This window comes from Pseudomonas sp. AU12215, from assembly GCF_001675465.2.
GTDB lineage: Bacteria > Pseudomonadota > Gammaproteobacteria > Pseudomonadales > Pseudomonadaceae > Pseudomonas > Pseudomonas nitroreducens.
In genome coordinates, this window is sequence record NZ_MACM02000039.1 from 56,625 (window position 1) to 80,875 (window position 24,251).

The following is a 24,251-nucleotide window of genomic DNA, read 5'->3' on the forward strand; positions in this document are numbered from 1 at the left end:
GCGCCCCGCGTCATAACGGGCGGTGTCATGCTCAACAAGTATCCCCTGTGGAAGTATCTGCTGATCCTGGCGGTCCTGGCCGTCGGTTTCATCTATTCCGCACCCAACCTCTATCCTGACGATCCGGCCGTCCAGATCAGCGGCGCGAGCACTGCGCTGCAGGTCACCCAGGCCGACGTGGACAAGGCCAGCAAGGCGCTCGCCGACGCCGGTATCGCCGTGAAGGCGGGCTCGCTGGGCAAGAACAGCGGCCTGATCCGCCTGGTCAAGCAGGAAGACCAGTTGCCGGCCAAGGACATCGTCCGCCGTGCGCTGGGTGACGACTACGTAGTCGCCCTGAACCTGGCCCAGACCACGCCGAACTGGCTGCGCAACATCGCCGCCCACCCGATGAAGCTGGGTCTGGACCTGTCCGGTGGTGTGCACTTCCTGCTGGAAGTGGACATGGACAAGGCTGTCGACGCTCGTATGAAGGTCTACGAGAACGAGGTCAAGAGCGCCCTGCGTAAAGAACGCGTGCGCTACCGCAGCCTGCCGGTGCAGGACGGCGGCATCCAGCTGGGCTTCACTGAAGAGGCCGACCTGGACAAGGCCAAGTCGATCATCGCCAAGGATTTCCGCGATTTCGAAACCGCCCAGAGCGAGCGCAATGGCATGCAGGTCCTGCGCCTGGCCATGACCGCCACCAAGCTGGCCGAAATCCGCGAATACTCGATCAAGCAGAACCTCACCACCGTCCGCAACCGTGTGAACGAACTGGGCGTGTCCGAGCCGCTGGTACAGCGCCAGGGCGCCAACCGCATCGTCGTCGAGCTGCCGGGCGTACAGGACACCGCCGAAGCCAAGCGTATCCTCGGCAAGACCGCGAACCTTGAGTTCCGCCTGGCCGCCGAGCCGGATGCGATCAAGTCCTCCACCGAAACCTTCGATTTCCGCGAGCCGCGTCGTCCGCCGGCGACCCTGGAGCGTGGCGTGATCATCACCGGTGACCAGGTCACCGACGCCAGCGCCAGCTTCGACGAGAACGGCCGTCCGCAGGTGAACATCCGTCTGGATGGCCACGGCGGCGAGCTGATGAACCGCGCGACCCGCAACAACGTCGGCCGCAGCATGGCGGTGGTGTTCATCGAGCAGAAGCCGATCACCCGCTATACCAAGCAGGTCGTCGACGGCGTCGAGCAGGAAGTCGCCGTACAGGCGTTCAAGGAAGAGAAACAGATCATCAGCCTGGCGACCATCCAGTCGCCGCTGGGCAACCAGTTCCGCATCACCGGCCTGGACGCTCCGGGCGAGTCCTCGGAACTGGCCCTGCTGCTGCGCGCCGGTGGCCTGGCTGCGCCGATGTACTTCGCTGAAGAACGCACCATCGGCCCGAGCCTGGGTGCCGACAACATCGCCAAGGGTATCGATGCATCCCTGTGGGGCATGGTCTTCGTTTCCCTGTTCATCATCGTCATCTACCGCTTCTTCGGCGTGATCGCCACCGTCGCCCTGGCCTTCAACATGGTCATGCTGGTGGCGTTGATGTCGATCCTCGGTGCGACCCTGACCCTGCCGGGTATCGCGGGTATCGTGCTGACCATGGGTATGGCGGTGGACGCCAACGTGCTGATCTTCTCGCGGATACGCGAGGAGCTGGCGGCGGGCATGTCGACGCAGCGGGCGATTCACGAGGGCTTCAACCGTGCCTTCACCGCGATCATCGACGCCAACCTGACCTCGCTGCTGGTCGGCGGCATCCTCTACGCCATGGGCACCGGCCCGGTGAAGGGCTTCGCCGTGACCATGTCCCTGGGTATTCTCACCTCGATGTTCACTGCCATTCTGGTCACCCGCGCAATGGTGAACCTGATCTACGGCGGCCGCGACGTTAAGAAGCTGTGGATCTAAGGGGCCAGAGATGAATATCAAGATCGGTACTATCAACTTCATGGGTGTGCGCAACATTGCGTTCGCCGCGACCCTGATCCTGACCCTGATCGCCCTCGGCAGCTGGGTCTTCAAAGGCATCAACTTCGGCCTGGACTTCACCGGCGGTACGTCGATCAAGCTGAGCTACGAGCAGCCTGCCGACCTCTCCAAGGTCCGCGAGCAACTGGTCGCCGCCGGTTACAGCGAGGCCGTGGTGCAGAGCTTCGGTGACACCCGCGACGTGCTGGTGCGCATGCCCAGCGAGGACCCGGAGCTGGGCAAGAAGGTCGCCACTGCGCTGCAGAAGGCCGACGCTTCCAATCCGGCCAAGGTCAACGGCGTCGAGTACGTCGGCCCGCAGGTGGGTGAAGAGCTGCGCGACCAGGGCGGCCTCGGCATGCTCCTGGCGCTGGGTGGCATCCTCTTGTACGTGGGCTTCCGCTTCCAGTGGAAGTTCGCCCTGGGGGCGATCCTCTCGCTGATCCACGATGCCATCATCGTGATGGGCGTCCTGTCGTTCTTCCAGATCACCTTCGATCTGACCGTGCTGGCCGCGGTGCTGGCGGTGGTGGGCTACTCGCTGAACGACACCATCGTGATCTTCGACCGGGTGCGCGAGAACTTCCGCGTGCTGCGCAAGGCCAGCCTGATCGAGAACATCAACATCTCGACCAGCCAGACCCTGCTGCGGACCATCGCCACCTCGGTGTCGACCCTGCTGGCCATCGCCGCCCTGCTGTTCTTCGGTGGCGACAACCTGTTCGGCTTCTCCATCGCCCTGTTCGTCGGTGTGATGGCGGGTACCTACTCGTCGATCTACATCGCCAACGTGGTGCTGATCTGGCTGAACCTGTCCAGCGAGGACCTGATTCCTCCGCCGAGCAAGGAAGTCGACGAGCGCCCGTAATAGAGCGCTCCGGGCTTTCGACAAAACTCCCGCTTCGGCGGGAGTTCTTGTTTGTGGGCAGTAGCTCACGGGTTTGTTGGAACTTTCTTACAAATCCTTTGCTCCAAGGCAGGGTAAAGGGCAAGGCCCGAATGAGAAGAAAGACCAGGAGAACCCTATGAACAAGTCGTTGCTAATCGGTACCGTGCTGGGCGCTGTAGGCGTGACTGCCGGTGGCGCCGTGGCTACCTACAGTCTGGTGGACCGTGCGCCGCAATACGCCGAGGTGCTCGCCGTTCAGCCGGTCAAGGAAACCATCAAGAATCCGCGCCAGGTCTGCAAGGACGTGGCAGTGACCCATCAGCGCCCGGTCAAGGACCAGCATCAGATCGCCGGTACCGCCATCGGCGCCATTGCCGGCGGCCTGCTCGGCAACCAGATCGGCGGCGGCAACGGCAAGAAGATCGCCACCGTGGCAGGCGCCATCGGCGGCGGCTACGCGGGTAACAAGGTGCAGGAAGGCATGCAGGAGCGTGATACCTACACCACCACCGAAACCCGCTGCAGCACCGTCAACGATACCAGCGAGAAGGTCGTCGGCTATGACGTGAAGTACCTGCTCGATGGCAAGGCTGGTCAGGTCCGCATGGATCGTGATCCGGGCTCGCAGATTCCGGTCGACAAGAGCGGTCGACTGGTCCTGGGGCAGCAATAAGCCGTCGCCAGGTGTAAGTGGAAAAGGCGCCCAATGGGCGCCTTTTTCTTTTCCACCCTTGTGTAGGAAGTGCGTTCTCGCAGGCACAAAAAAACCCGGCATCGCCGGGCTTTTTCTGGTGCCGCTCAGCTTAGCGCTTGAGCGAAGCCGGCAGGTGCGGCTGGATGCTGGTCAGCAGTGCCTTGAAGCACTTGGTGTTGCCGGCGACGATCTGGCCCTTCTCGAGGAACTCATGACCGCCGGTGAAATCGCTCACCAGGCCGCCTGCTTCCTGGATCAGCAGGGCGCCGGCTGCCATGTCCCACTCGGACAGGCCGAATTCCCAGAAGGCGTCGTAGCGGCCGGCGGCGACGTAGGCCAGGTCCAGGCTGGCGGCGCCAGCGCGGCGGATGCCGGCGGTCTGGCCGACCAGGCTGCGGAACATGCCCAGGTAGGCATCGAGGTTGTCCATCTGGCTGTCGCGGAACGGGAAGCCGGTGCCGAGCAGTGCGCCTTCCAGGCTCTTGCGGTTGCTCACGCGCAGGCGGCGACCGTTCAGTGCGGCGCCGCGGCCACGGCTGGCGGTGAATTCTTCCTGACGGACCGGGTCGAGGACCACGGCGTGCTCGAGGCGGCCGCGGTATTTGCAGGCGATGCTGACGGCGTAGTGCGGAACACCGTGGATGAAGTTGGTGGTGCCGTCCAGCGGGTCGATGATCCACAGGTAGTCGGCGCCTTCGCCGCTGCCTTCGAGCATGCCGCCTTCTTCGCCCATGATCCCGTGGTTCGGGTAGGCCTTGCGCAGGGCGGTGACGATGGAGAGTTCGGCTGCGCGATCGACTTCGGTGACGTAGTCCTTGGCTTCTTTCTCGTTGACCGACAGGGTATCCAGGCGTTCGATGGAGCGGAAGATCAGTTCACCGGCGCTGCGAGCGGCGCGCAGGGCGATATTCAGCATAGGCTGCATGGAGAGGTCACCTGGGTCGTTAAAGAAAGCCGGACATTCTAGCAGAAAGCGCCGGCGTTCATAGAGCGACCTGTCGCCTGCGTGGCGCAAGACCCACCGCTGCGGTAGGATTCCCTCCCTTTTTCGCTTTATGTGTGGAGTCGCGCGTTGCTCGACAAAATTCGCGTGGTGCTGGTCAACACCAGCCATCCCGGCAATATCGGCGGTACGGCCCGTGCGATGAAGAACATGGGCCTTTCGCGCCTCGTGCTGGTCGATCCGATGGATTTCCCCAGCGGTGAAGCGCGCGCGCGTGCTTCCGGTGCCGATGACATTCTCGACGCGGCCGTGGTGGTTCCGACCCTGGAAGATGCCCTGGTGGGCTGCAGCCTGGTACTGGGCACCAGTGCGCGCGATCGCCGTATTCCCTGGCCGCTGCTGGATCCCCGCGAGTGCGCCACCACCAGCCTGGAGCACGTCCAGCAGGGTGGTGAGGTCGCGCTGGTGTTCGGTCGCGAATACGCCGGCCTGACCAACGAGGAGCTGCAGCGATGTCAGTTCCATGTGCACATCCCGGCCAATCCCGACTTCAGCTCGCTGAACCTGGCGACGGCGGTGCAGGTGCTGGTCTACGAGGTGCGCATGGCCTGGCTGGCTGTTCAGGGGCAGCCGACCAAGCAGGAGAAGGTCGAGTCCACTGCGATGCTCAACAGCGTTCCGGTGACGTCGGACGAGCTGGAGCGTTTCTACGCGCACCTGGAGTCGACCCTGGTGGATATCCAGTTCCTCGATCCGCAGAAGCCGCGCCACCTGATGTCGCGCCTGCGCCGCCTGTATGGCCGTAGCGGGGTCAGCAAGCTGGAGATGAATATCCTGCGGGGTATTCTCACCGAGACACAGAAGGCTGCCCGCGGGGAGCTTTCCAAGCGGAGTGATGAAGATGTTTGAGCGTGTACGCGAGGATATCCAGAGCGTATTCCATCGTGACCCGGCGGCGCGCAACGCCTTCGAGGTGCTGACCTGCTACCCGGGGCTGCATGCCGTCTGGCTGCATCGCCTGGCCCATGGCTTGTGGACTTCCGGCTGGAAGTGGCTGGCGCGCATGGTGTCGAACTTCGGTCGCTGGATGACCGGCATCGAGATTCATCCGGGGGCGAAGATCGGTCGCCGGTTCTTCATTGACCACGGCCTGGGCATTGTCATCGGCGAAACCGCCGAAATTGGCGATGACGTGACCATTTATCAGGGTGTGACCCTGGGTGGCACCAGCTGGAACAAGGGCAAGCGCCATCCGACCCTGGCCGATGGCGTGGTGGTGGGAGCGGGTGCCAAGGTGCTCGGTCCTTTCACGGTGGGTGCTGGCGCCAAGGTCGGTTCCAATGCTGTGGTGACCAAGGAGGTACCGCCTGGGGCAACCGTCGTGGGTATTCCGGGTCGCATCATCGTCAAGGATGACGCGGATGCGGATCAGGCCGCCAAGCGCCAGGCCATGGCAGAAAAGCTCGGGTTCGATGCCTATGGCGTCAGCCAGGACATGCCCGACCCGGTGGCGCGCGCCATCGGTCAGTTGCTCGATCACCTGCAGGCGGTCGACGGCCGTCTGGAGGGCATGTGCAAGGCCCTGACGGCCCTGGGCAGTGACTACTGCGCGAAGGATCTTCCGGTTCTGCGGGAAGAGGACTTCGCCGGGGTCAAGGACCAGGAGAGCAGCCAGTCGGCGCAGTGATGTGCCGACGCCGCCATTACTGTTAGAATACGGCGCCGTTCGCTGGCTAAATCCGACTAAAGTAATAGGTCTTATAGTTGACTTAAATAGTCGGAAAAGAGCATACTTCCGCCATACCAGCGATTCTTCCGGATTTCCCCATGCGATTGACCACCAAAGGCCGCTATGCCGTTACCGCCATGCTTGACCTGGCGTTGCACGCCCAGCGTGGCCCGGTTTCTCTCGCCGATATCTCCGAACGCCAGGGTATCTCCCTGTCCTACCTGGAACAGCTGTTCGCCAAGTTGCGCCGTGGCAACCTGGTGGTCAGCGTGCGCGGTCCGGGCGGCGGCTACCAGTTGTCCCGTGACATGACCGGTATCCACGTCGCCCAGGTGATCGATGCAGTCAATGAATCGGTCGACGCCACCCGCTGTCAGGGTCAGGGTGACTGCCACTCCGGCGATACCTGCCTGACCCATCACCTGTGGTGCGACCTCAGTCAGCAGATTCACGAGTTTCTCAGCGGCATCAGCCTGGCCGACCTGGTCGAGCGCCGCGAAGTTCAAGAGGTCGCCCAGCGCCAGGACGAGCGTCGCTGCTCCGGCAGCAAGTCGCTGCGCCTCGACAAGATTGAAGCGTCCGCCATCGATTGAGCGAACGCCCGCCTGTAGGAGTTACCTGATGAAATTGCCGATTTACCTCGACTACTCCGCCACCACCCCGGTGGATCCGCGTGTCGCTCAGAAAATGGCCGACTGCCTGCTGGTTGACGGCAATTTCGGCAACCCGGCCTCGCGCTCCCACGTCTTCGGCTGGAAGGCCGAGGAAGCGGCTGAGAATGCCCGTCGCCAGGTCGCCGAGCTGGTCAATGCCGACCCCCGCGAGATCGTCTGGACGTCCGGTGCCACCGAGTCCGACAACCTCGCCATCAAGGGTGCCGCGCACTTCTACGCGACCAAGGGCAAGCACATCATCACCTCGAAGATCGAGCACAAGGCGGTCCTGGATACCTGCCGCCAGCTGGAGCGCGAAGGCTTCGAAGTGACCTACCTGGAGCCGACTCCCGAGGGCGTCATCACCCCGGCGATGGTCGAGGCCGCCCTGCGTGACGACACCATCCTGGTGTCGGTCATGCACGTGAACAACGAAGTCGGCAGCATCAACGACATCGCCGCCATCGGCGAGCTGACCCGCGCCCGTGGCATTCTGCTGCACGTCGATGCCGCCCAGTCCGCCGGTAAAGTCGACATCGACCTGGAGAAACTCAAGGTCGACCTGATGTCCTTCTCCGCCCACAAGGTCTACGGCCCCAAAGGCATGGGCGCTCTGTACGTGCGTCGCAAGCCGCGTGTGCGCCTGGAAGCCCAGATGCACGGTGGCGGCCACGAGCGCGGCATGCGTTCGGGCACCCTGGCGACCCACCAGATCGTCGGCATGGGCGAAGCCTTCCGCATCGCCAAGGAAGAAATGCACCAGGAAATGGCCCGCATCGAAGGCTTGCGCAAGCGCTTCTTCGATCAGGTGCAGGACCTGGAAGAGCTGTACCTCAATGGCAGCCCGGTTTCCTACGCGCCGAACATCCTCAACGTCAGCTTCAACTACGTCGAGGGCGAGTCGCTGATGATGTCGCTCAAGGACCTGGCCGTTTCGTCCGGTTCCGCCTGCACCTCGGCCTCGCTGGAGCCGTCTTACGTGCTCCGCGCCCTGGGTCGCAACGACGAGCTGGCGCACAGCTCCATCCGTTTCAGCTTCGGCCGCTTCACCACCGAAGAAGAGGTCGATTACGCCGCCAAGAAGGTGGTGGAAGCCGTTTCCAAGCTGCGTGAGCTCTCGCCGCTGTGGGATATGTTCAAAGAGGGTGTCGACCTGTCCAAGGTCGAATGGCAGGCCCACTGACCCGCCCCGTAGAAGTGAGGATTAGCCATGGCTTACAGTGACAAGGTCATCGACCACTACGAAAACCCGCGCAACGTCGGCAAGCTCAACGCCGAAGATCCGGATGTCGGCACCGGCATGGTCGGTGCTCCCGCTTGCGGCGACGTGATGCGCCTGCAGATCAAGGTCAACGAGCAGGGCGTCATCGAAGACGCCAAGTTCAAGACCTACGGCTGCGGTTCGGCCATCGCCTCCAGCTCCCTCGCCACCGAGTGGATGAAGGGCAAGACCCTGGACGAAGCCGAATCGATCAAGAACACCACCATCGCCGAAGAACTGGCCCTGCCGCCGGTGAAGATCCACTGCTCGGTACTCGCCGAGGACGCCATCAAGGCGGCCGTGCGCGACTACAAGCAGAAGAAAGGTCTGCTCTGAAGCGATTCGTTGAGTAAGGAGTTCCCATGGCCATCAGCATGACCGAAGCCGCCGCCAACCACGTTCGCCGCTCCCTCGAAGGGCGCGGCAAGGGCGAGGGCATTCGTCTTGGCGTGCGTACCACCGGCTGTTCGGGCCTCGCCTACGTGCTGGAGTTCGTCGACGAACTGGCAGCCGAGGACGAGGTGTTCGAGAGCCACGGCGTGAAGGTCATCATCGACCCGAAAAGCCTGGTCTACCTCGACGGCACGGAGTTGGACTTCACCAAGGAAGGCCTCAACGAGGGCTTCAAGTTCAACAACCCGAACGTGCGCGGTGAGTGTGGCTGCGGCGAAAGCTTCAACGTCTGAGGCTGGGTGTGGGTAGTCCCTGTCACTTCGCGCTGTTCGACCTGCAGCCGGGCTTCCGGATCGATCTGGAAGCCCTTGGCAATCGCTATCGGGAGTTGGTGCGTACCGTCCATCCGGATCGTTTCGCCGATGCTTCCGAGCGCGAGCAACGACTGGCGCAGTCCAAGGCCGCCGAGCTCAACGATGCCTACCAGACGCTGAAGAGCGTCCCGCGTCGCGCGCTGTACTTGCTGGCCCTGCGTGGCGATGCATTGCCGCTGGAAGCCACGGTGCAGGACCCGGAGTTCCTGCTGCAGCAGATGCAGCTGCGCGAGGATCTGGAAGATCTGCAGGACAACGCCGATCTTGATGGCGTGGCGCAGTTCAAGCGTCAGCTGAAATCCGCCCAGCAGCGTCTGGAAGAGGATTTCGCCGATTGCTGGGATGATGCCGCCCGTCGTGAGTTGGCCGAGCGTCTGGTTCGCCGCATGCAGTTCCTCGACAAGCTGGCGCAGGAAGTGCGGCAGCTCGAAGAGCGACTCGACGATTAATCCGCGCGGCCCGCGCCGCGCCCGATAGCCTGATTAGAAACCGCATGGCCCTACTGCAGATCGCCGAGCCCGGACAAAGTCCCCAGCCACACCAGCGCCGCCTGGCGGTAGGGATTGACCTGGGCACCACGAATTCCCTGGTCGCTGCCGTGCGCAGCGGCGTCGCAGCGCCCTTGCCCGATGATCGCGGCGAAGTGATCCTGCCTTCTGCGGTGCGCTATCTCGCCGATCGCATCGAGGTGGGGGAGAGCGTTCGCGCCAACGCCTCGCAAGACCCCTTGAACTCCATCATCTCGGTCAAGCGCTTCATGGGGCGCGGCCTGGAAGATGTGAAGCAACTGGGCGGCCAGCTGCCGTATCGCTTCACCCAGGGCGAATCGCACATGCCCTTCATCGAGACAGTCCAGGGGGCCAAGAGCCCGGTGGAAGTCTCGGCTGAGATCCTCCGTGTCCTGCGTCAGCGCGCCGAGTCGACCCTGGGTGGCGAGCTGGTGGGCGCGGTGATCACCGTTCCCGCCTATTTCGACGACGCCCAGCGCCAGGCCACCAAGGACGCCGCGCGTCTGGCCGGCCTCCACGTTCTGCGTCTGCTCAATGAGCCGACCGCTGCGGCCGTGGCCTATGGCCTGGACAAGAACGCCGAGGGCGTGGTCGCCATCTATGACCTGGGCGGCGGTACCTTCGATATTTCCATCTTGCGCCTGACCCGTGGCGTCTTTGAGGTCCTGGCCACCGGCGGCGATACCGCCCTGGGCGGCGACGACTTCGACCATGCCATTGCGGGCTGGATCATCGAGCAGGCCGGTCTCTCGGCCGACCTCGATCCGGGCGCCCAGCGCCGTCTGCTGCAGACTGCCTGCGCGGCCAAGGAAGCGCTGACCGACAGCGCCAGCGCGGCCGTTGCTTATGACGGCTGGTCTGGTGAACTGACCCGCGCCCAGCTCGAGGCTCTGATCGATCCGCTGATTCAGCGCAGCCTCAAGTCCTGCCGTCGCGCAGTCCGTGATTCCGGTGTCGAGCTGGAAGAGGTCAGCGCCGTCGTCATGGTGGGCGGCTCGACCCGCGTACCTCGGGTGCGCGAACTGGTGGGCGACCTGTTCGCTCGCGACCCGCTGACCGATATCGATCCGGACCAGGTGGTCGCCATCGGCGCGGCCATCCAGGCTGATGCCCTGGCCGGCAACAAGCGCGGCGAAGAGTTGCTGCTGCTGGACGTGATTCCCCTGTCGCTCGGCCTGGAAACCATGGGCGGGCTGATGGAGAAGGTGATCCCGCGCAATACCACCATTCCGGTGGCCCGCGCCCAGGAGTTCACCACTTACAAGGATGGCCAGACGGCCATGATGATCCACGTGCTGCAAGGCGAGCGCGAGCTGGTCAAGGACTGTCGATCCTTGGCGCGCTTCGAGCTGCGCGGCATTCCGCCGATGGTGGCTGGCGCGGCGAAGATTCGCGTCAGCTTCCAGGTCGACGCCGACGGGTTGCTGGGCGTTTCCGCCCGTGAATTGTCCTCGGGCGTCGAGGCGAGCATCCAGGTCAAGCCTTCCTACGGCCTGACCGATGGCGAAATCGCCCGCATGCTGCAGGACTCCTTCCAATATGCCGGCGATGACCTTGCCGCCCGCGCCCTGCGTGAACAGCAGGTCGAGGCCCAGCGCCTGCTGGAGGCCGTGCAGTCGGCGCTGGACGCTGACGGCGAACGCCTGCTGAAGGCCGACGAGCGCCTGGTCATCGATGCCGGCATGGACTCGCTGCGCGAGCTGGCCACCGGCAGCGATACCGTCGCCATCGAACAACAGATCAAGCGTCTGTCCCAGCTGACCGACGCCTTTGCCGCGCGCCGTATGGACGCCACCGTCAAAGCCGCATTGGCCGGTCGCCGGCTCAACGAAATCGAGGAATAAGCGAAGATGCCGCAGATTGTCTTTCTGCCCCACGCCGAGCACTGCCCTGAAGGCGCGGTGATCGAAGCCCAGCCGGGCGAAACCATCATGAAGGCAGCGCTGCGCAATGGCATCGAGATCGAGCATGCCTGCGAGATGTCCTGTGCCTGCACCACCTGCCACGTGATCGTGCGGGAGGGCTTCAATTCGATGGAAGCCTCCGACGAGCTGGAAGACGACATGCTGGACAAGGCCTGGGGTCTGGAGGCGGATTCGCGCCTGTCCTGCCAGGCAGTGGTCGGCGAGACGGACCTGGTGGTGGAGATTCCGAAGTACACCATCAACCAGGTGTCCGAAGGTCACTGAGGCGGAGCGTTCACATGAGTCTGAAATGGGTTGATGTGCTCGAAATCGCGATCCAGCTGGCCGAGTCCAAGCCGGATGTCGATCCGCGCTACGTGAATTTCGTCGATCTGCACCGCTGGGTGCTGGCATTGCCGGAGTTCAGCGACGATCCTTCCCGCGGCGGGGAAAAGGTCCTGGAGGCCATCCAGGCCGCCTGGATCGACGAAGCCGACTGAGGGGGCGGCTCACCAGAGCCGCGTACCCATTTGTCATGAACCCGCGTATAATTCGCGGGTTTTATCTTTAGGTGAGCTGTCGAAAATTTCCCCAGGGGAATTTTCCAGTCGCCGGCCCTGTCGCAGTCGGGCCGGTTTCGCGGCCTTCGCCCTGCGGGCTCGGCACGCGGCAAACCCTAGAATCGCAGGAGCTCCTGGCCATGCCAGGGGCTTCTTGGCATTACCAACCTTGCTTTTCGGAGTTATTTCCATGGCCCTGCAACGTACCTTCTCCATCATCAAGCCCGACGCCGTTTCCAAGAACGTCATCGGCGAAATCCTGACCCGCTTCGAGAAAGCCGGTCTGCGCGTTGTCGCTTCGAAGATGGTTCAGCTGTCCGAGCGCGAAGCTGGCGGTTTCTACGCCGAGCACAAAGAGCGTCCCTTCTTCAAGGACCTGGTTTCCTTCATGACCTCCGGCCCGGTCGTCGTTCAGGTTCTGGAAGGCGAAGATGCCATCCTGCGCAACCGTGAGCTGATGGGCGCCACCGATCCGAAGAAAGCCGACGCCGGCACCATCCGTGCCGACTTCGCCGTTTCCATCGACGAGAACGCCGTACACGGTTCCGACTCGGAAGCTTCGGCTGCCCGCGAAATCGCTTACTTCTTCTCCAGCACCGAGGTGTGCGAGCGCATTCGCTGATCCGTCAGTGAATGAGCGAGGGTGAATCCATGACTGATACCGCTGTAAAGGCCAACCTGCTGGGCATGACCAAGCCCCAGCTCGAGGAATTCTTCGAGTCCATCGGTGAAAAGCGCTTCCGCGCCGGCCAGGTGATGCAATGGATTCACCACTTTGGCGCCGTCGATTTCGACGCCATGACGAACGTCGGCAAGGCCTTGCGCGAAAAGCTCAAGGCCGTTGCCGAAATTCGCCCGCCGGAGATCGTCAGCCAGGACATTTCCTCTGACGGTACCCGCAAGTGGGTCGTACGCGTGGCCTCGGGCAGTTGCGTCGAGACCGTGTACATCCCGCAGGGCGGCCGCGGCACCCTGTGCGTGTCGTCCCAGGCCGGTTGCGCGCTGGACTGCAGCTTCTGCTCCACCGGCAAGCAAGGCTTCAACAGCGACCTGACCTCCGCCGAGATCATCGGCCAGGTGTGGATCGCCAACCAATCGTTCGGGACCATCCCGGGCAAGATCGACCGTGCCATCACCAACGTGGTGATGATGGGCATGGGCGAGCCGCTGCTGAACTTCGATAACGTCGTGACTGCCATGAGCATCATGATGGAGGACCTCGGCTACGGCATTTCCAAGCGCAAGGTGACCCTGTCCACCTCCGGCGTGGTGCCGATGATCGACAAGCTCGCCGAGGTGACCGACGTGTCCCTGGCACTGTCGCTGCACGCGCCCAACGATGAACTGCGCAACAAGCTGGTGCCGATCAACAAGAAGTACCCGCTCGAAATGCTGCTCGACTCCTGCTACCGCTACATCACGCGCCTGGGCAAGGAGCGCGTGCTGACGGTGGAGTACACTCTGCTGGCCGGCGTCAACGACCAGCCCGAGCATGCCGAGCAGTTGATCGCATTGCTCAAGGATTTCCCTTGCAAGATCAACCTGATTCCGTTTAATCCGTTCCCGCATTCCGGCTACGAGCGTCCGAGCAACAATGCCATCCGCCGTTTTCAGGACATGCTGCACAAAAGCGGCTTCAACGTTACGGTTCGCACCACTCGCGGCGACGACATCGATGCCGCCTGTGGTCAGCTGGTAGGCCAGGTGATGGACCGCACCCGCCGCAGCGAACGCTATATTGCCGTACGACAGCTGGCCGCCGATGCCGAACAGGCTCCGACCAACGCCACTCGAAACTGAACTAGGGAGGAATCCGATGACCCTGCGCGCCGCGCTGTTCTTACTGTTGGCAACCGTGCTGACGGGTTGCGTGACGACTGGTAAACAGGATCCTCTGAAAACCGAGAAGGGCCGGGACGAGGCGCGTGACGCCTACATCCAGCTTGGTATCGGTTACCTGCAGATGGGCAATACCGAGCAGGCCAAGGTGCCGTTGCGCCAGGCGCTGGAGATCGACTCGTCCAGCGCTGACGCCCACGCTGCGCTGGCGGTTGTCTACCAGACCGAAATGGAACCCAAGCTCGCCGAGAGCGAGTACCGCAAAGCGCTGTCCGCGCGTTCGGGAGATGCCCGTATCCTGAACAACTACGCGAGTTTCCTGTTCGAGCAGAAGCGCTACAAGGAAGCCTACGACACCTATATGAAGGCCACCGAAGACGGCCTTTACTCCGAGCGCTCGCGCATCTTCGAGAATCTCGGCATCGTCAGCCTCAAGCTCAACGACCGGGTCCAGGCCAAGCAGTACTTCGAGAAGGCCGTGCGCCTGAATCGCAATCAGCCGGGGGCACTGATCGAACTGGCTGACCTGAACTACCAGGATCGCGAGTACGTGCCGGCCCGGACTTTCTACGAGGAATACCTCAAGCAGGGCCCGCAAACCGCACGCAGTTTGCTGCTGGGGATTCGACTGGCGAAGATTTTCGACGACCGGGATACCGCTGCCAGCTACGGGCTGCAACTCAAGCGCCTGTATCCCGCTTCTCCTGAATACCAGGCATACCAGGCGGATAAATGATGAATACGTCGCAGTCCGATGTCATCGGCACGACCCGCGCCAATCCTGGCGAGACCCTGCGCCAGGCGCGCGAGAACAAGGGCTGGAGTACCGCTCAGGTCGCCGGTCAGCTGAATCTCACCGAGAATGCGCTGCGCCAGCTGGAGCAGGGCTCCTTTGACCAGTTGCCGGGCCACACCTTCGCCCGTGGCTACATCCGCGCCTACGCCAAGCTGCTGGGCATGGACCAGGCCCAGATGGTCACTGCCTTCGATCAGTACACCGGCACCGATGCCAGCGGCAGCAACGTCCAGGCGCTCGGCCGCGTGGTCGAGCCGGTGCGCCTGTCGCGCAACCTGTTGCGCCTGTTCAGCCTGGCCCTGTTGGCCGTGCTGATCGGCTTCGGTTACTTCTGGTGGCAGGAACGCTCCGCGCGTCCGGCCGAGACGGGCAGCCTGAACATGGAGCACGTCGAGGTCGAAAGCGCCGACGGCACCACTGAAATCCACACCCTCGACGAGCCGGAAGATCAGGCCGTCGCCGAGGACCAGGCCAATACCCCGCCGGTTCCGTCCGAGCCCGCTGGCGACAGCGGCACCGCCGAGGCTCCGGCCGAAGGTACTCCGCCGGCCACTGCCGCACCTGTCGCTCCGGGCACACCCGCCGTACCTGAAGCCGCACAGGCTCCCGCACCGGCAGTTCCAGCCCCGGCGCAACCGCCGGCTGCGCAACAGCCCGCCGTACCGGCGAACCCCGCTGCACCGGCCGAGGCGCCGGCTGCTCCTGTGGTCGCGGCCGCCGGGCAGGGCGTGGTCAAGGTTCAATTCACCGCCGATTGCTGGACCCAGGTGACCGATGCCGACGGCAAGGTCATCCTCGAGGGCCTCAAGCGCAAGGGTGATTCGCTGGAAGTCGCCGCCAAGGCGCCGGTCCAACTGCGCCTTGGCTTTGCCCAGGGCGCCCAGGTCAGCTACAACGGCCAGCCAGTTGAAGTTACCCCTGCGCGCGGTGGCACCGCACGCCTGAAGTTGGGTGGACAGTAAGATGCATTGCGAGTCTCCGATCAAACGTCGCCTGTCCCGGAAAATCTGGGTAGGTAACGTGCCGGTAGGTGGGGATGCCCCCATTGCCGTGCAGAGCATGACCAACACCGACACCCTGGATGTGGCGGCCACCGTGGCCCAGATCCGCCGTCTGGAAGACGCCGGTGCCGACATCGTCCGCGTCTCCGTGCCGGACATGGACGCCGCCGAGGCGTTCGGCAAGATCAAGCAGCAGGTGAAAGTCCCGCTGGTGGCCGATATCCACTTCGACTACAAGATCGCCCTGCGCGTGGCCGAACTGGGCGTCGACTGCCTGCGTATCAACCCCGGCAACATCGGTCGCGAAGACCGGGTCAAGGCCGTGGTCGATGCCGCCCGCGAGCGCAATATCCCGATCCGCATCGGCGTCAACGCCGGCTCGCTGGAAAAGGATCTGCAGAAGAAGTACGGCGAGCCGACTCCCGAAGCACTGCTGGAGTCGGCCATGCGCCACGTCGACCACCTGCAGCGTCTGGACTTCCAGAACTTCAAGGTCAGCGTGAAGGCTTCCGACGTGTTCATGGCCGTCGCCGCCTACCGACTGCTGGCGAAAGAGATCGAGCAACCCCTGCACCTGGGCATCACCGAAGCCGGTGGCCTGCGTTCGGGCACCGTGAAGTCGGCCGTGGGCCTGGGCATGCTGCTCGCCGAAGGCATCGGCGACACCATCCGAATTTCCCTCGCTGCCGACCCGGTGGAAGAGATCAAGGTCGGCTTCGACATCCTCAAGTCGCTGCGCCTGCGCTCCCGTGGCATCAACTTCATCGCCTGCCCGAGCTGCTCGCGGCAGAACTTCGATGTGGTGAAGACCATGAATGAGCTGGAAGGCCGCCTGGAGGACCTGTTGGTTCCGCTGGACGTCGCCGTGATCGGCTGCGTGGTCAACGGCCCGGGCGAAGCCAAGGAGGCCCACATCGGCCTTACCGGTGGTACGCCGAGCAACCTGATCTACATCGACGGCAAGCCGACGCAGAAGCTGCAGAACGATAACCTGGTGGATGAGCTGGAACGGCTGATCCGCGAAAAAGCGGCCGAGAAGGCCGAGGCCGACGCCGCACTCATCGTGCGCGGCTGACCGCAACAAGGATCCTAAGTGAGCAAGTCCCTGCAAGCCATCCGTGGCATGAACGACATCCTGCCGGACCAGACCCCGGCCTGGCGCTATCTGGAGCGCACTTTCGCCGATCTGCTGGACGCCTATGGCTACAGTGAAATCCGCATGCCGATCCTGGAATTCACCGAACTCTTCGCCCGCGGCATCGGTGAAGGCACAGACGTGGTCGACAAGGAGATGTACACCTTCCTCGATCGCAACGGCGAATCCCTGACCATGCGTCCGGAGGGCACTGCCGGTTGCGTGCGCGCTGTGCTTGAGCACGGCCTGTCCGGTGGCGGCCAGGTACAGAAGCTCTGGTACACCGGCCCGATGTTCCGCTACGAGAAGCCGCAGAAGGGCCGTTACCGCCAGTTCCACCAGATTGGCGTGGAAGTCTTCAACCTGCCCGGCCCGGACATCGACGCCGAGCTGATCATCCTCACCTGGCGCCTGTGGCAGAAGCTGGGCATGGCCGACGCCGTGACCCTGCAACTGAACACCCTGGGCTCCGGCGAAGCTCGGGCGCGTTTCCGCGAGGACCTGGTGGCCTACCTGCAGGAGCGCTTCGACCAGCTTGATGAAGACAGTCAGCGCCGCATGACCACCAACCCGTTGCGTATCCTCGACAGCAAGGTGGAGGCCACCCAGGCCCTGCTGGTCGGTGCACCGAGCCTGCATGATTACCTGGACGAAGAGTCGATCGCCCACTTTGAGGGCTTGAAGGCCCGCCTGGACGCGGTCGGCCTGCGCTACGAAATCAACCAGAAACTGGTGCGTGGCCTCGACTACTACTGCCGCACGGCTTTCGAGTGGGTCACCGACAAGCTCGGCGCCCAGGGCACCGTATGCGGCGGGGGCCGCTACGACGGCCTGGTCAGCCAGTTCGGCGGCAAGCCGACGCCGGGCGTGGGCTTCGCCATGGGCGTGGAGCGCCTGGTGCTGCTGCTGGAAACCCTGGGCGTGGTCCCGGCGGAGCTGAATCGCCCGGCCGACCTCTATGTCTGCGCCTTCGGCGAGCCGGCCGAGCTGGCCGCGCTGACCCTGGCGGAACAACTGCGCTCGGCTATCCCGGGGCTGCGCCTGCTGGTCAATGCCGGCGCCGGCAGCTTCAAGAGCCAGTTCAAGAAGGCCGACAAGAGCGGCGCACAGTTCGCCATGATTCTGGGTGACGACGAACTGGCCAACCGCGTGGTAGGTTTCAAGCCCCTGCGTGGCGAGGGCGAACAACAGAATATCGCCTGGGATGCTCTGCCCGAGCACCTGGCTGCCTGCCTCCAGCAGGCCTGAATCGAGCGGATAGGAGTATTGGGGTGAGTAACCGTACCGAAGAAGAACAGATCGCTGACATCAAGGACTGGTGGCAGCGTAACGGCATGCCCCTGCTGACCGGCGCCGCTCTGGCGCTGATCGTGGTGTTCGGCTGGCAAGCCTGGAAAAAGTACCAGACCAACCAGTCCCAGGGCGCTTCCATCATTTACCAGGCCCTGCTGGAAACCGCGTTGAACCCGGCCGGCAAGCCCGACACCGCCAAGGTCGCCGAACTCGCTGGCAAGCTGACCACCGAGTACGCCGGTACTCCGTATGCCCAGTACGGCCGCCTGTTCGTCGCCAAGGTCGCCGTGGACAACGGCAAGCTGGATGATGCTGCCCTCGAGCTCAAGGCCGTGGTCGACAAGCCGGTGGATGCCACCCTTGGCGAACTGGCCCGGCAGCGCCTGGCGCGTGTCCTGGCTGCCCAGGGCAAGGCCGAGGACGGTCTCAAGCTGCTCGACGGCAACGTCGACAAGGCCTATGTAGCCACTCGCGAAGAACTGCGCGGCGACCTGCTACTGCAGCTCAAGCGCAACGACGACGCCCGTGTCGCCTACGAAAAGGCCAAGGCTGCCCTGCCGGAAGACGCCGCCGTTGGCGCCCTGCAGATGAAACTCGACGACCTGGCCAAGGGAGACGCCTGAGATGTTGCGTTGGAAACACGTTGCACTGCTGGCACTGACCCTGATGGCTGTGGGTTGCAGCAGCAATAGCAAGAAGGAACTGCCGCCGGCCGAGCTGACCGATTTCAAGGAAGAGGTCCGCCTGGAGAAACAGTGGAGCCGTTCGGTCGGTGACGGCCAGGGCGACCTGTACAACCTGCTCGAGCCCGCTGTGGATGGCCAGACCATCTACGCCGCGTCTGCCGAAGGCCGCGTCATGGCCATGCAGCGCGAAACCGGCGAAGTGCTGTGGAAGAAAGACCTCGACCTGCCCATCTCCGGCGCCGTCGGCGTGGGTAACGGCATGGTCCTGCTGGGCACTCTGCGCGGTGACGTGATCGCCCTGGATTCCGGTTCGGGCGAGCAGAAGTGGCGCGCCAAGGTGAGCAGCGAAGTACTGGCAGCCCCGGCCACCAACGGTGACGTGGTAGTCGTGCAGACCCAGGACGACAAGCTGATCGGCTTCGATGCCGCCACCGGCAATCAGCGCTGGATCTACGAAGGCACCGTGCCGGTGCTGACTCTGCGTGGCACCGGCGCTCCGCTGATCGCTGGCCGCCTGGCCCTGGCCGGCCTGGCCAGCGGCAAGGTCGTCGCCGTGGACGTCGAGCGTGGCCTGCCGGTTTGGGAGCAGCGCGTTGCCATTCCGCAAGGCCGTTCCGAGCTGGACCGCGTCGTCGACATCGACGGCGGTCTGCTGCTGGTCGACAACGTTCTCTACGTCGCCAGCTACCAGGGCCGCGCCGCGGCGCTGGACGTAGGCACCGGCCGCGTGCTCTGGCAGCGTGAAGCTTCCAGCTACGTCGGCGTCGCCGAAGGGACTGGCAGTGTGTTCATCAGCCAGGCCAGCGGCACCGTGGAAAGCCTCGACTCCCGTGGTTCGTCCTCGCTGTGGAGCAACGACGCGCTGGCTCGCCGCCAGCTGTCCGCTCCGGCCGTGCTGTCGAGCAACGTGGTTGTCGGTGACCTGGAAGGCTATGTGCACCTGCTGAGCCAGGTGGACGGTCGTTTCGTTGGCCGCGAGAAGGTTGACGGTGACGGCGTGCGGGTTCGCCCGCTGGTAGTCGGCAGCTGGATGTACGTGTTCGGCAACAGCGGTAAGCTGGCCGCCTACACGATTCGCTAAGCTGAGTGTTACTGCCGGCCGCTGCCGTGAAAAACGGCAGCGGCCGTCGTGTTTTCTGAAAATCAAATTTCCTGGAGAGCCGCATGGTTCCCGTAATAGCCCTGGTGGGCCGCCCGAACGTCGGCAAGTCCACCCTGTTCAACCGCCTGACCCGCACCCGTGACGCCATCGTCGCCGAGTACGCAGGTCTGACCCGCGACCGCCAGTACGGCGAGGCCAAGTGGCAGGGCAAGAAATTCATCGTCATCGATACCGGCGGTATTTCCGGTGACGAAGAGGGTATCGACGCCAAGATGGCCGAGCAGTCGCTGCAGGCCATCGAAGAGGCCGATGCCGTCCTGTTCATGGTCGACTCCCGCGCGGGCCTCACCGCCGCCGACGAGATGATCGCCGACCACCTGCGCAAGAAGAACAAGCGCACCTACCTGGTGGCGAACAAGGTCGATACCGTCGATCCGGACATCGCTCGCGCCGAGTTCAGCCCGCTGGCTCTGGGGCATGCGATCCCGATCGCTGCTGCCCACGGCCGTGGCATCACCCAGATGCTCCAGGAAGCGTTGGGCGAGATGTTCGCCCCGGAGCCCGAGGCGCCGGAAGACAACGACCTGCCCAGCGAGCTGGAAGAGGTCGCCGAGGGCGAGGAAGCCAAGCGCATCCCCGGCCCGAGCGAGAAGGATGGCATCAAGATCGCCATCATCGGTCGCCCCAACGTCGGCAAGTCCACCCTGGTCAACCGCATGCTCGGTGAAGAGCGGGTGATCGTGTACGACCAGGCCGGCACCACCCGCGACAGCATCTACATCCCCTTCGAGCGCAACGAAGAGAAGTACACCCTGATCGACACCGCCGGCGTACGTCGTCGCGGCAAGATCTTCGAGGCGGTGGAAAAGTTCTCGGTGGTGAAGACCCTGCAGGCGATCCAGGACGCCAACGTGGTCATCTTCGTCATGGACGCCCGCGAAGGTGTGGTCGAGCACGACCTCAACCTGCTTGGTTTCGTGCTGGAGACCGGCCGCGCGCTGGTCATCGCGCTGAACAAGTGGGATGGCATGGAGTCGGCCGAGCGCGACTACGTGAAGACCGAGCTCGAGCGCCGGCTGATGTTCGCCGACTTCGCCGACATCCACTTCATCTCCGCGCTGCACGGCACTGGCGTTGGGCACCTGTACAAGTCGGTGCAGGATTCCTTCCGCTCCGCCGTGACCCGCTGGCCCACCAGCAAGCTGACGCAGATCCTCGAGGACGCCATCCAGGTCCACCAGCCGCCGATGGTCAACGGCCGCCGCATCAAGCTGCGCTATGCGCACCTGGGGGGCGCCAACCCGCCGTTGATCGTGATCCACGGCAACCAGGTGGATGCGGTGCCCAAGGCCTACACGCGCTACCTGGAGAAGACCTTCCGCCGCGTGCTGAAGCTGGTCGGTACGCCGATCCGCATCGAGTATAAGGGCGGCGACAACCCGTTCGAGGGCAAGAAGACCCAGCTCACCGATCGCCAGGTCAACAAGAAGCGCCGCCTCATGTCTCACCACAAGAAGGCGGAGAAGAAGAAGAAGGACAAACGTAAATAACGTCTGTCAGGCTTTAGACCGCAAGCCGCAGGCGATAGAGTAGGGACTTCCCTCCCATCGCCTGCAGCCTCCAGTCACGCCATGCTTACCAGCAAACTGCCGAATGTCGGCACCACTATCTTCACCCGCATGTCCCAGCTCGCCGCCGAAAGCGGGGCGCTGAATCTCTCCCAGGGCTTCCCGGACTTCCCCGGCCCCGCGCCGCTGCTCGAGGCGGTCGCCCGCCATGTCATGGCCGGAAACAACCAATACAGCCCGATGACCGGCCTGCCGGCGCTGCGCGAACAAGTAGCGATCAAGGTTGCCAGCCTGTATGGGCGTAGCGTCAGCGCCGACACCGAGGTGACTATCGTTCCTGGTGCGACGGAAGGTATCTTCTGCGCGGTGCAGGCTCTGATCCGCGCCGGTGATGAGGCCATCGTCCTCGATCCTTGCTACGACAGCTACGAGCCTTCGGTAGAGCTGGCCGGTGGTCGCTGCGTGCATGTCGCCCTGAGCCAGCCGGATTTTCGCATCGACTGGCAGCGCCTGGCGGATGCCATCACCCCGCGCACGCGCCTGATCTTCCTCAACAGCCCGCACAACCCCAGCGGTGCGCTGATCGACCGAGCCGATCTGGATCGCCTGGCCGAGCTGATCCGCGACCGAGAGATCTACGTGGTCAGCGACGAGGTCTATGAGCACCTGATCTACGACGGCGTGCAGCACGCCAGCGTGCTGGCCCATGACGAACTGTATCCGCGCGCCTTCGTCATCAGCTCCTTTGGCAAGACCTACCACGTTACCGGCTGGAAAACCGGCTACGTGGTGGCGCCGCCGGCGCTGTCGGCGGAGATGCGCAAGATCCACCAGTACGTGAATTTTTGCGGCGTGACGCCGCTGCAGTGGGCGCTGGCCGATTTCATGGCCGCGCATCCCGAGCACTTGCGCGAGCTGCCGGGCTTCTACCAGGCCAAGCGCGACCTGTTCTGCGACCTGCTGGAAGGCTCGCGCTTCACCTTCCAGCGCGCCGCCGGCACCTATTTCCAGGTGGTCGATTACTCGGCGATCCGCCCGGACCTCGATGACGTCGCCATGTCCAAATGGCTAACCCGCGAGCACGGCGTGGCTGCCATTCCGGTCTCGGTGTTCTACCAGCAGGCCCCGGCGGACATGCGCCTGGTGCGCTTCTGCTTCGCCAAGAAAGAGGAGACGCTGCGCCAGGCAGCGGAACGACTATGCGCGATCTGAGCCAACTATCAGACCTCAAGCTTGCCCTCGTGCAGACCACCCTGGTCTGGCACGACGCCAAGGCCAACCGCGAGCGCTTCGAGGCGCTGCTGGAAAGCGCCCGTGGCGCAGACGTGGTGATCCTGCCGGAGATGTTCACCACCGGCTTCTCCATGGATTCCGATGCGCTGGCCGAAGCGGAGGAGGGCGAGACTTACGTCTGGCTGCGCGAACAGGCGGCGAAACTGGACGCCGTAGTCTGCGGCAGCGTGATCATCCGCGCCGCTGACGGCAGCCATCGCAACCGCCTGCTCTGGGCGCGCCCGGATGGCGAAGTGCAGCACTACGACAAGCGCCACCTGTTCCGCATGGCTGGCGAGCACAAGCACTACACGCCGGGCGAACAGCAGGTGCTGCTGGATTGGAAGGGCTGGCGGATTCGCCCGCTGGTCTGCTACGACCTGCGCTTCCCGGTGTGGAGCCGAGATGCCCAGGACACTGACCTGCTGCTCTACACCGCCAACTGGCCGGCCGCGCGCCGCCAGCACTGGAATCGGCTGTTGCCGGCGCGGGCCATCGAAAACCTGTGCTACGTCGCGGCAGTCAACCGGGTCGGTGAAGACGGCAAGGGCCACGCCTATTCCGGTGACAGCCAGGTGCTGGATTTCCAGGGAGACAATCTGCTGGCCGCCGGGAATGCCGATGGCGTCTTCCAGATAGCCTTGAGCGCGGCGGAGCTGGCGGCTTACCGGGAACGCTTCCCGGCCAATCTCGACGCCGACCAGTTCGATATCCGTTTGTAGTCGCAGGCCAGTCGCCCCGCTCAATACGCACTGGCAGCATTCAATCGCTGGATCGCCTCATCGCTCAGCTTCAGGTCGACTGCTGCGATCAGGTCCGGCAACTGTTCCAGTTTCGAGGCGCTGGCAATCGGCGCGGTGATGCTGGGACGTGCCATCAGCCAGGCGAGGGCGACCTGCGTCGGCGTAGCGCGGAGTTCGCCGGCCACTTCCTCCAGCGCGTCGAGAATGGCAAAGCCGCGCTCGTTCATGAAGTTCTTCACCTTGTAGCCGCGTACGCTGCTCTTGCCCAGGTCCGCCTCGCTGCGGTACTTGCCGGTGAGGAAGCCCGCCGCCAGCGAATAGAAGCTGATCACGCCCAATCCCAGTTGCTGCACCGTGGGCTCCAGGTTGGTCTCGTAGTTGGCGCGGTCGTAGAGGTTGTAGTTGGGTTGCAGGCTCTGGTAGTTCGGCAGCTTCAGGCGGTCGCACACTTCGCACGCTTCGCGCAGGCGCCTGGCCTCCAGGTTCGACGCGCCGATCACCCGCACCTTGCCGCTCTTCACCGTTTCGGCGAAGGCGCCCATGGTTTCCTCCATCGAGGTGTGCGGGTCATCGCAGTGGGACTGGTAGAGGTCGATATAGTCGGTCTGCAGACGCCTGAGCGAGCGTCCCAGGGCCTGTTCGATGTATACCGCCGACAGGCCCTTGTGACCGTTGCCCATGTCCATGCCGACCTTGGTGGCGATCTGTACCTGGCTGCGCTTGCCGGTTTTCTTCAGCCATTTGCCGATCAGGATTTCTGACTCCCCGCCCTCGTGCCCCGGCACCCAGCGCGAGTACACGTCGGCGGTGTCGATGCAGTTGAGACCGGCGTCGAGCAGCGCATCGAGCAGACGGAAGGAGGTCGCTTCGTCGGCGGACCAGCCGAACACATTGCCGCCGAAGACCAGCGCGGGAATCTTCAGGCCCGATTGTCCGAGTTCGCGTGTACGCATCGGC

Annotated in this window: 26 protein-coding genes; 24 read left to right on the forward strand and 2 right to left on the reverse strand. The window is 63.8% G+C overall.

Features of this window, described 5'->3' with window-relative positions:
* Positions 1–27 precede the first annotated feature (27 nt).
* The 3 genes from secD to A9513_RS10115 all read left to right on the forward strand — a co-directional run bounded on the left by secD (position 28) and on the right by A9513_RS10115 (position 3,512).
* Positions 28–1,890, forward strand: coding sequence for a protein translocase subunit SecD (secD, locus tag A9513_RS10105; RefSeq protein WP_024762948.1), 1,863 nt, complete (start codon positions 28–30; stop codon positions 1,888–1,890).
* A gap of 10 nt (positions 1,891–1,900) precedes the next feature.
* A complete protein-coding gene (gene secF / locus A9513_RS10110; protein WP_024762949.1) occupies positions 1,901–2,818 on the forward strand; it encodes a protein translocase subunit SecF in 918 nt (305 codons plus the stop codon).
* Between the two features lie 157 nt (positions 2,819–2,975).
* The gene (locus A9513_RS10115) at positions 2,976–3,512 is read left to right on the forward strand and encodes a glycine zipper 2TM domain-containing protein (RefSeq protein ID WP_037010115.1); all 537 of its coding nucleotides are present in this window, start codon (positions 2,976–2,978) and stop codon (positions 3,510–3,512) included.
* Positions 3,513–3,642: 130 nt separating this feature from the next.
* Here A9513_RS10115 and suhB read toward each other — a convergent pair whose 3' ends face one another.
* A complete protein-coding gene (gene suhB, locus A9513_RS10120; protein WP_024762950.1) occupies positions 3,643–4,458 on the reverse strand; it encodes an inositol-phosphate phosphatase in 816 nt (271 codons plus the stop codon).
* Between the two features lie 147 nt (positions 4,459–4,605).
* Here suhB and trmJ point away from each other — a divergent pair, with 147 nt between their 5' ends.
* The 21 genes from trmJ to A9513_RS10225 all read left to right on the forward strand — a co-directional run bounded on the left by trmJ (position 4,606) and on the right by A9513_RS10225 (position 23,273).
* A complete protein-coding gene (gene trmJ / locus A9513_RS10125) occupies positions 4,606–5,385 on the forward strand; it encodes a tRNA (cytosine(32)/uridine(32)-2'-O)-methyltransferase TrmJ (RefSeq protein WP_024762951.1) in 780 nt (259 codons plus the stop codon).
* A complete protein-coding gene (gene cysE / locus A9513_RS10130) occupies positions 5,378–6,163 on the forward strand; it encodes a serine O-acetyltransferase (RefSeq protein WP_024762952.1) in 786 nt (261 codons plus the stop codon). The genes trmJ and cysE overlap by 8 nt, the downstream gene beginning before the upstream one ends.
* Positions 6,164–6,303: 140 nt before the next feature.
* The gene (gene iscR / locus A9513_RS10135; protein ID WP_024762953.1) at positions 6,304–6,798 is read left to right on the forward strand and encodes a Fe-S cluster assembly transcriptional regulator IscR; all 495 of its coding nucleotides are present in this window, start codon (positions 6,304–6,306) and stop codon (positions 6,796–6,798) included.
* A 28-nt stretch (positions 6,799–6,826) separates the two neighbouring features.
* On the forward strand, positions 6,827–8,041 hold the full coding sequence (locus A9513_RS10140) for an IscS subfamily cysteine desulfurase (protein WP_065084661.1): 1,215 nt from the start codon (positions 6,827–6,829) through the stop codon (positions 8,039–8,041).
* Between the two features lie 27 nt (positions 8,042–8,068).
* Positions 8,069–8,455: a Fe-S cluster assembly scaffold IscU gene (gene iscU, locus A9513_RS10145; protein WP_015478505.1), complete on the forward strand. Its 387-nt coding sequence runs from the start codon at positions 8,069–8,071 to the stop codon at positions 8,453–8,455.
* A 26-nt stretch (positions 8,456–8,481) separates the two neighbouring features.
* Positions 8,482–8,805 carry an iron-sulfur cluster assembly protein IscA gene (gene iscA / locus A9513_RS10150; protein ID WP_024762955.1) on the forward strand — a complete coding sequence of 108 codons (324 nt, stop codon included), beginning with the start codon at positions 8,482–8,484 and terminating at the stop codon, positions 8,803–8,805.
* 8 nt (positions 8,806–8,813) lie between these two features.
* On the forward strand, positions 8,814–9,335 hold the full coding sequence (gene hscB, locus A9513_RS10155) for a co-chaperone HscB (protein WP_024762956.1): 522 nt from the start codon (positions 8,814–8,816) through the stop codon (positions 9,333–9,335).
* Positions 9,336–9,379: 44 nt separating this feature from the next.
* Positions 9,380–11,239 carry a Fe-S protein assembly chaperone HscA gene (gene hscA / locus A9513_RS10160; protein WP_065084662.1) on the forward strand — a complete coding sequence of 620 codons (1,860 nt, stop codon included), beginning with the start codon at positions 9,380–9,382 and terminating at the stop codon, positions 11,237–11,239.
* 6 nt (positions 11,240–11,245) lie between these two features.
* Positions 11,246–11,584, forward strand: coding sequence for an ISC system 2Fe-2S type ferredoxin (gene fdx, locus A9513_RS10165; RefSeq protein ID WP_024762958.1), 339 nt, complete (start codon positions 11,246–11,248; stop codon positions 11,582–11,584).
* A 14-nt stretch (positions 11,585–11,598) separates the two neighbouring features.
* Positions 11,599–11,799, forward strand: coding sequence for a Fe-S cluster assembly protein IscX (iscX, locus tag A9513_RS10170; RefSeq protein WP_024762959.1), 201 nt, complete (start codon positions 11,599–11,601; stop codon positions 11,797–11,799).
* A gap of 250 nt (positions 11,800–12,049) precedes the next feature.
* Positions 12,050–12,481 (forward strand): nucleoside-diphosphate kinase, encoded by a 432-nt coding sequence (gene ndk / locus A9513_RS10175; protein ID WP_024762960.1) that lies wholly within the window; start codon positions 12,050–12,052, stop codon positions 12,479–12,481.
* A 29-nt stretch (positions 12,482–12,510) separates the two neighbouring features.
* Positions 12,511–13,659, forward strand: a complete 1,149-nt coding sequence (rlmN, locus tag A9513_RS10180; protein WP_024762961.1) for a 23S rRNA (adenine(2503)-C(2))-methyltransferase RlmN — start codon at positions 12,511–12,513, stop codon at positions 13,657–13,659.
* A gap of 16 nt (positions 13,660–13,675) precedes the next feature.
* On the forward strand, positions 13,676–14,434 hold the full coding sequence (gene pilW / locus A9513_RS10185; RefSeq protein WP_024762962.1) for a type IV pilus biogenesis/stability protein PilW: 759 nt from the start codon (positions 13,676–13,678) through the stop codon (positions 14,432–14,434).
* Positions 14,431–15,456: a RodZ family helix-turn-helix domain-containing protein gene (locus tag A9513_RS10190; protein WP_024762963.1), complete on the forward strand. Its 1,026-nt coding sequence runs from the start codon at positions 14,431–14,433 to the stop codon at positions 15,454–15,456. The genes pilW and A9513_RS10190 overlap by 4 nt, the downstream gene beginning before the upstream one ends.
* 1 nt (position 15,457) lies before the next feature.
* A complete protein-coding gene (ispG, locus tag A9513_RS10195) occupies positions 15,458–16,570 on the forward strand; it encodes a flavodoxin-dependent (E)-4-hydroxy-3-methylbut-2-enyl-diphosphate synthase (protein ID WP_024762964.1) in 1,113 nt (370 codons plus the stop codon).
* A gap of 18 nt (positions 16,571–16,588) precedes the next feature.
* Positions 16,589–17,878 (forward strand): histidine--tRNA ligase, encoded by a 1,290-nt coding sequence (gene hisS, locus A9513_RS10200; RefSeq protein ID WP_024762965.1) that lies wholly within the window; start codon positions 16,589–16,591, stop codon positions 17,876–17,878.
* Between the two features lie 23 nt (positions 17,879–17,901).
* Entirely contained in the window at positions 17,902–18,546 is a 645-nt protein-coding gene (locus tag A9513_RS10205; RefSeq protein WP_037014564.1) for a tetratricopeptide repeat protein, read from the forward strand.
* Between the two features lies 1 nt (position 18,547).
* Entirely contained in the window at positions 18,548–19,690 is a 1,143-nt protein-coding gene (gene bamB / locus A9513_RS10210; RefSeq protein WP_024762967.1) for an outer membrane protein assembly factor BamB, read from the forward strand.
* An 83-nt stretch (positions 19,691–19,773) separates the two neighbouring features.
* Positions 19,774–21,261 carry a ribosome biogenesis GTPase Der gene (gene der, locus A9513_RS10215; RefSeq protein ID WP_024762968.1) on the forward strand — a complete coding sequence of 496 codons (1,488 nt, stop codon included), beginning with the start codon at positions 19,774–19,776 and terminating at the stop codon, positions 21,259–21,261.
* An 81-nt stretch (positions 21,262–21,342) separates the two neighbouring features.
* Positions 21,343–22,491 (forward strand): pyridoxal phosphate-dependent aminotransferase, encoded by a 1,149-nt coding sequence (locus tag A9513_RS10220; protein ID WP_024762969.1) that lies wholly within the window; start codon positions 21,343–21,345, stop codon positions 22,489–22,491.
* Positions 22,479–23,273, forward strand: coding sequence for an amidohydrolase (locus A9513_RS10225; RefSeq protein WP_024762970.1), 795 nt, complete (start codon positions 22,479–22,481; stop codon positions 23,271–23,273). Before A9513_RS10220 ends, A9513_RS10225 begins: the two co-directional genes overlap by 13 nt.
* 20 nt (positions 23,274–23,293) lie before the next feature.
* On the opposite strand, the gene A9513_RS10230 is transcribed toward A9513_RS10225, so the two are convergent.
* Entirely contained in the window at positions 23,294–24,247 is a 954-nt protein-coding gene (locus A9513_RS10230; RefSeq protein ID WP_024762971.1) for an aldo/keto reductase, read from the reverse strand.
* Positions 24,248–24,251 lie beyond the last annotated feature (4 nt).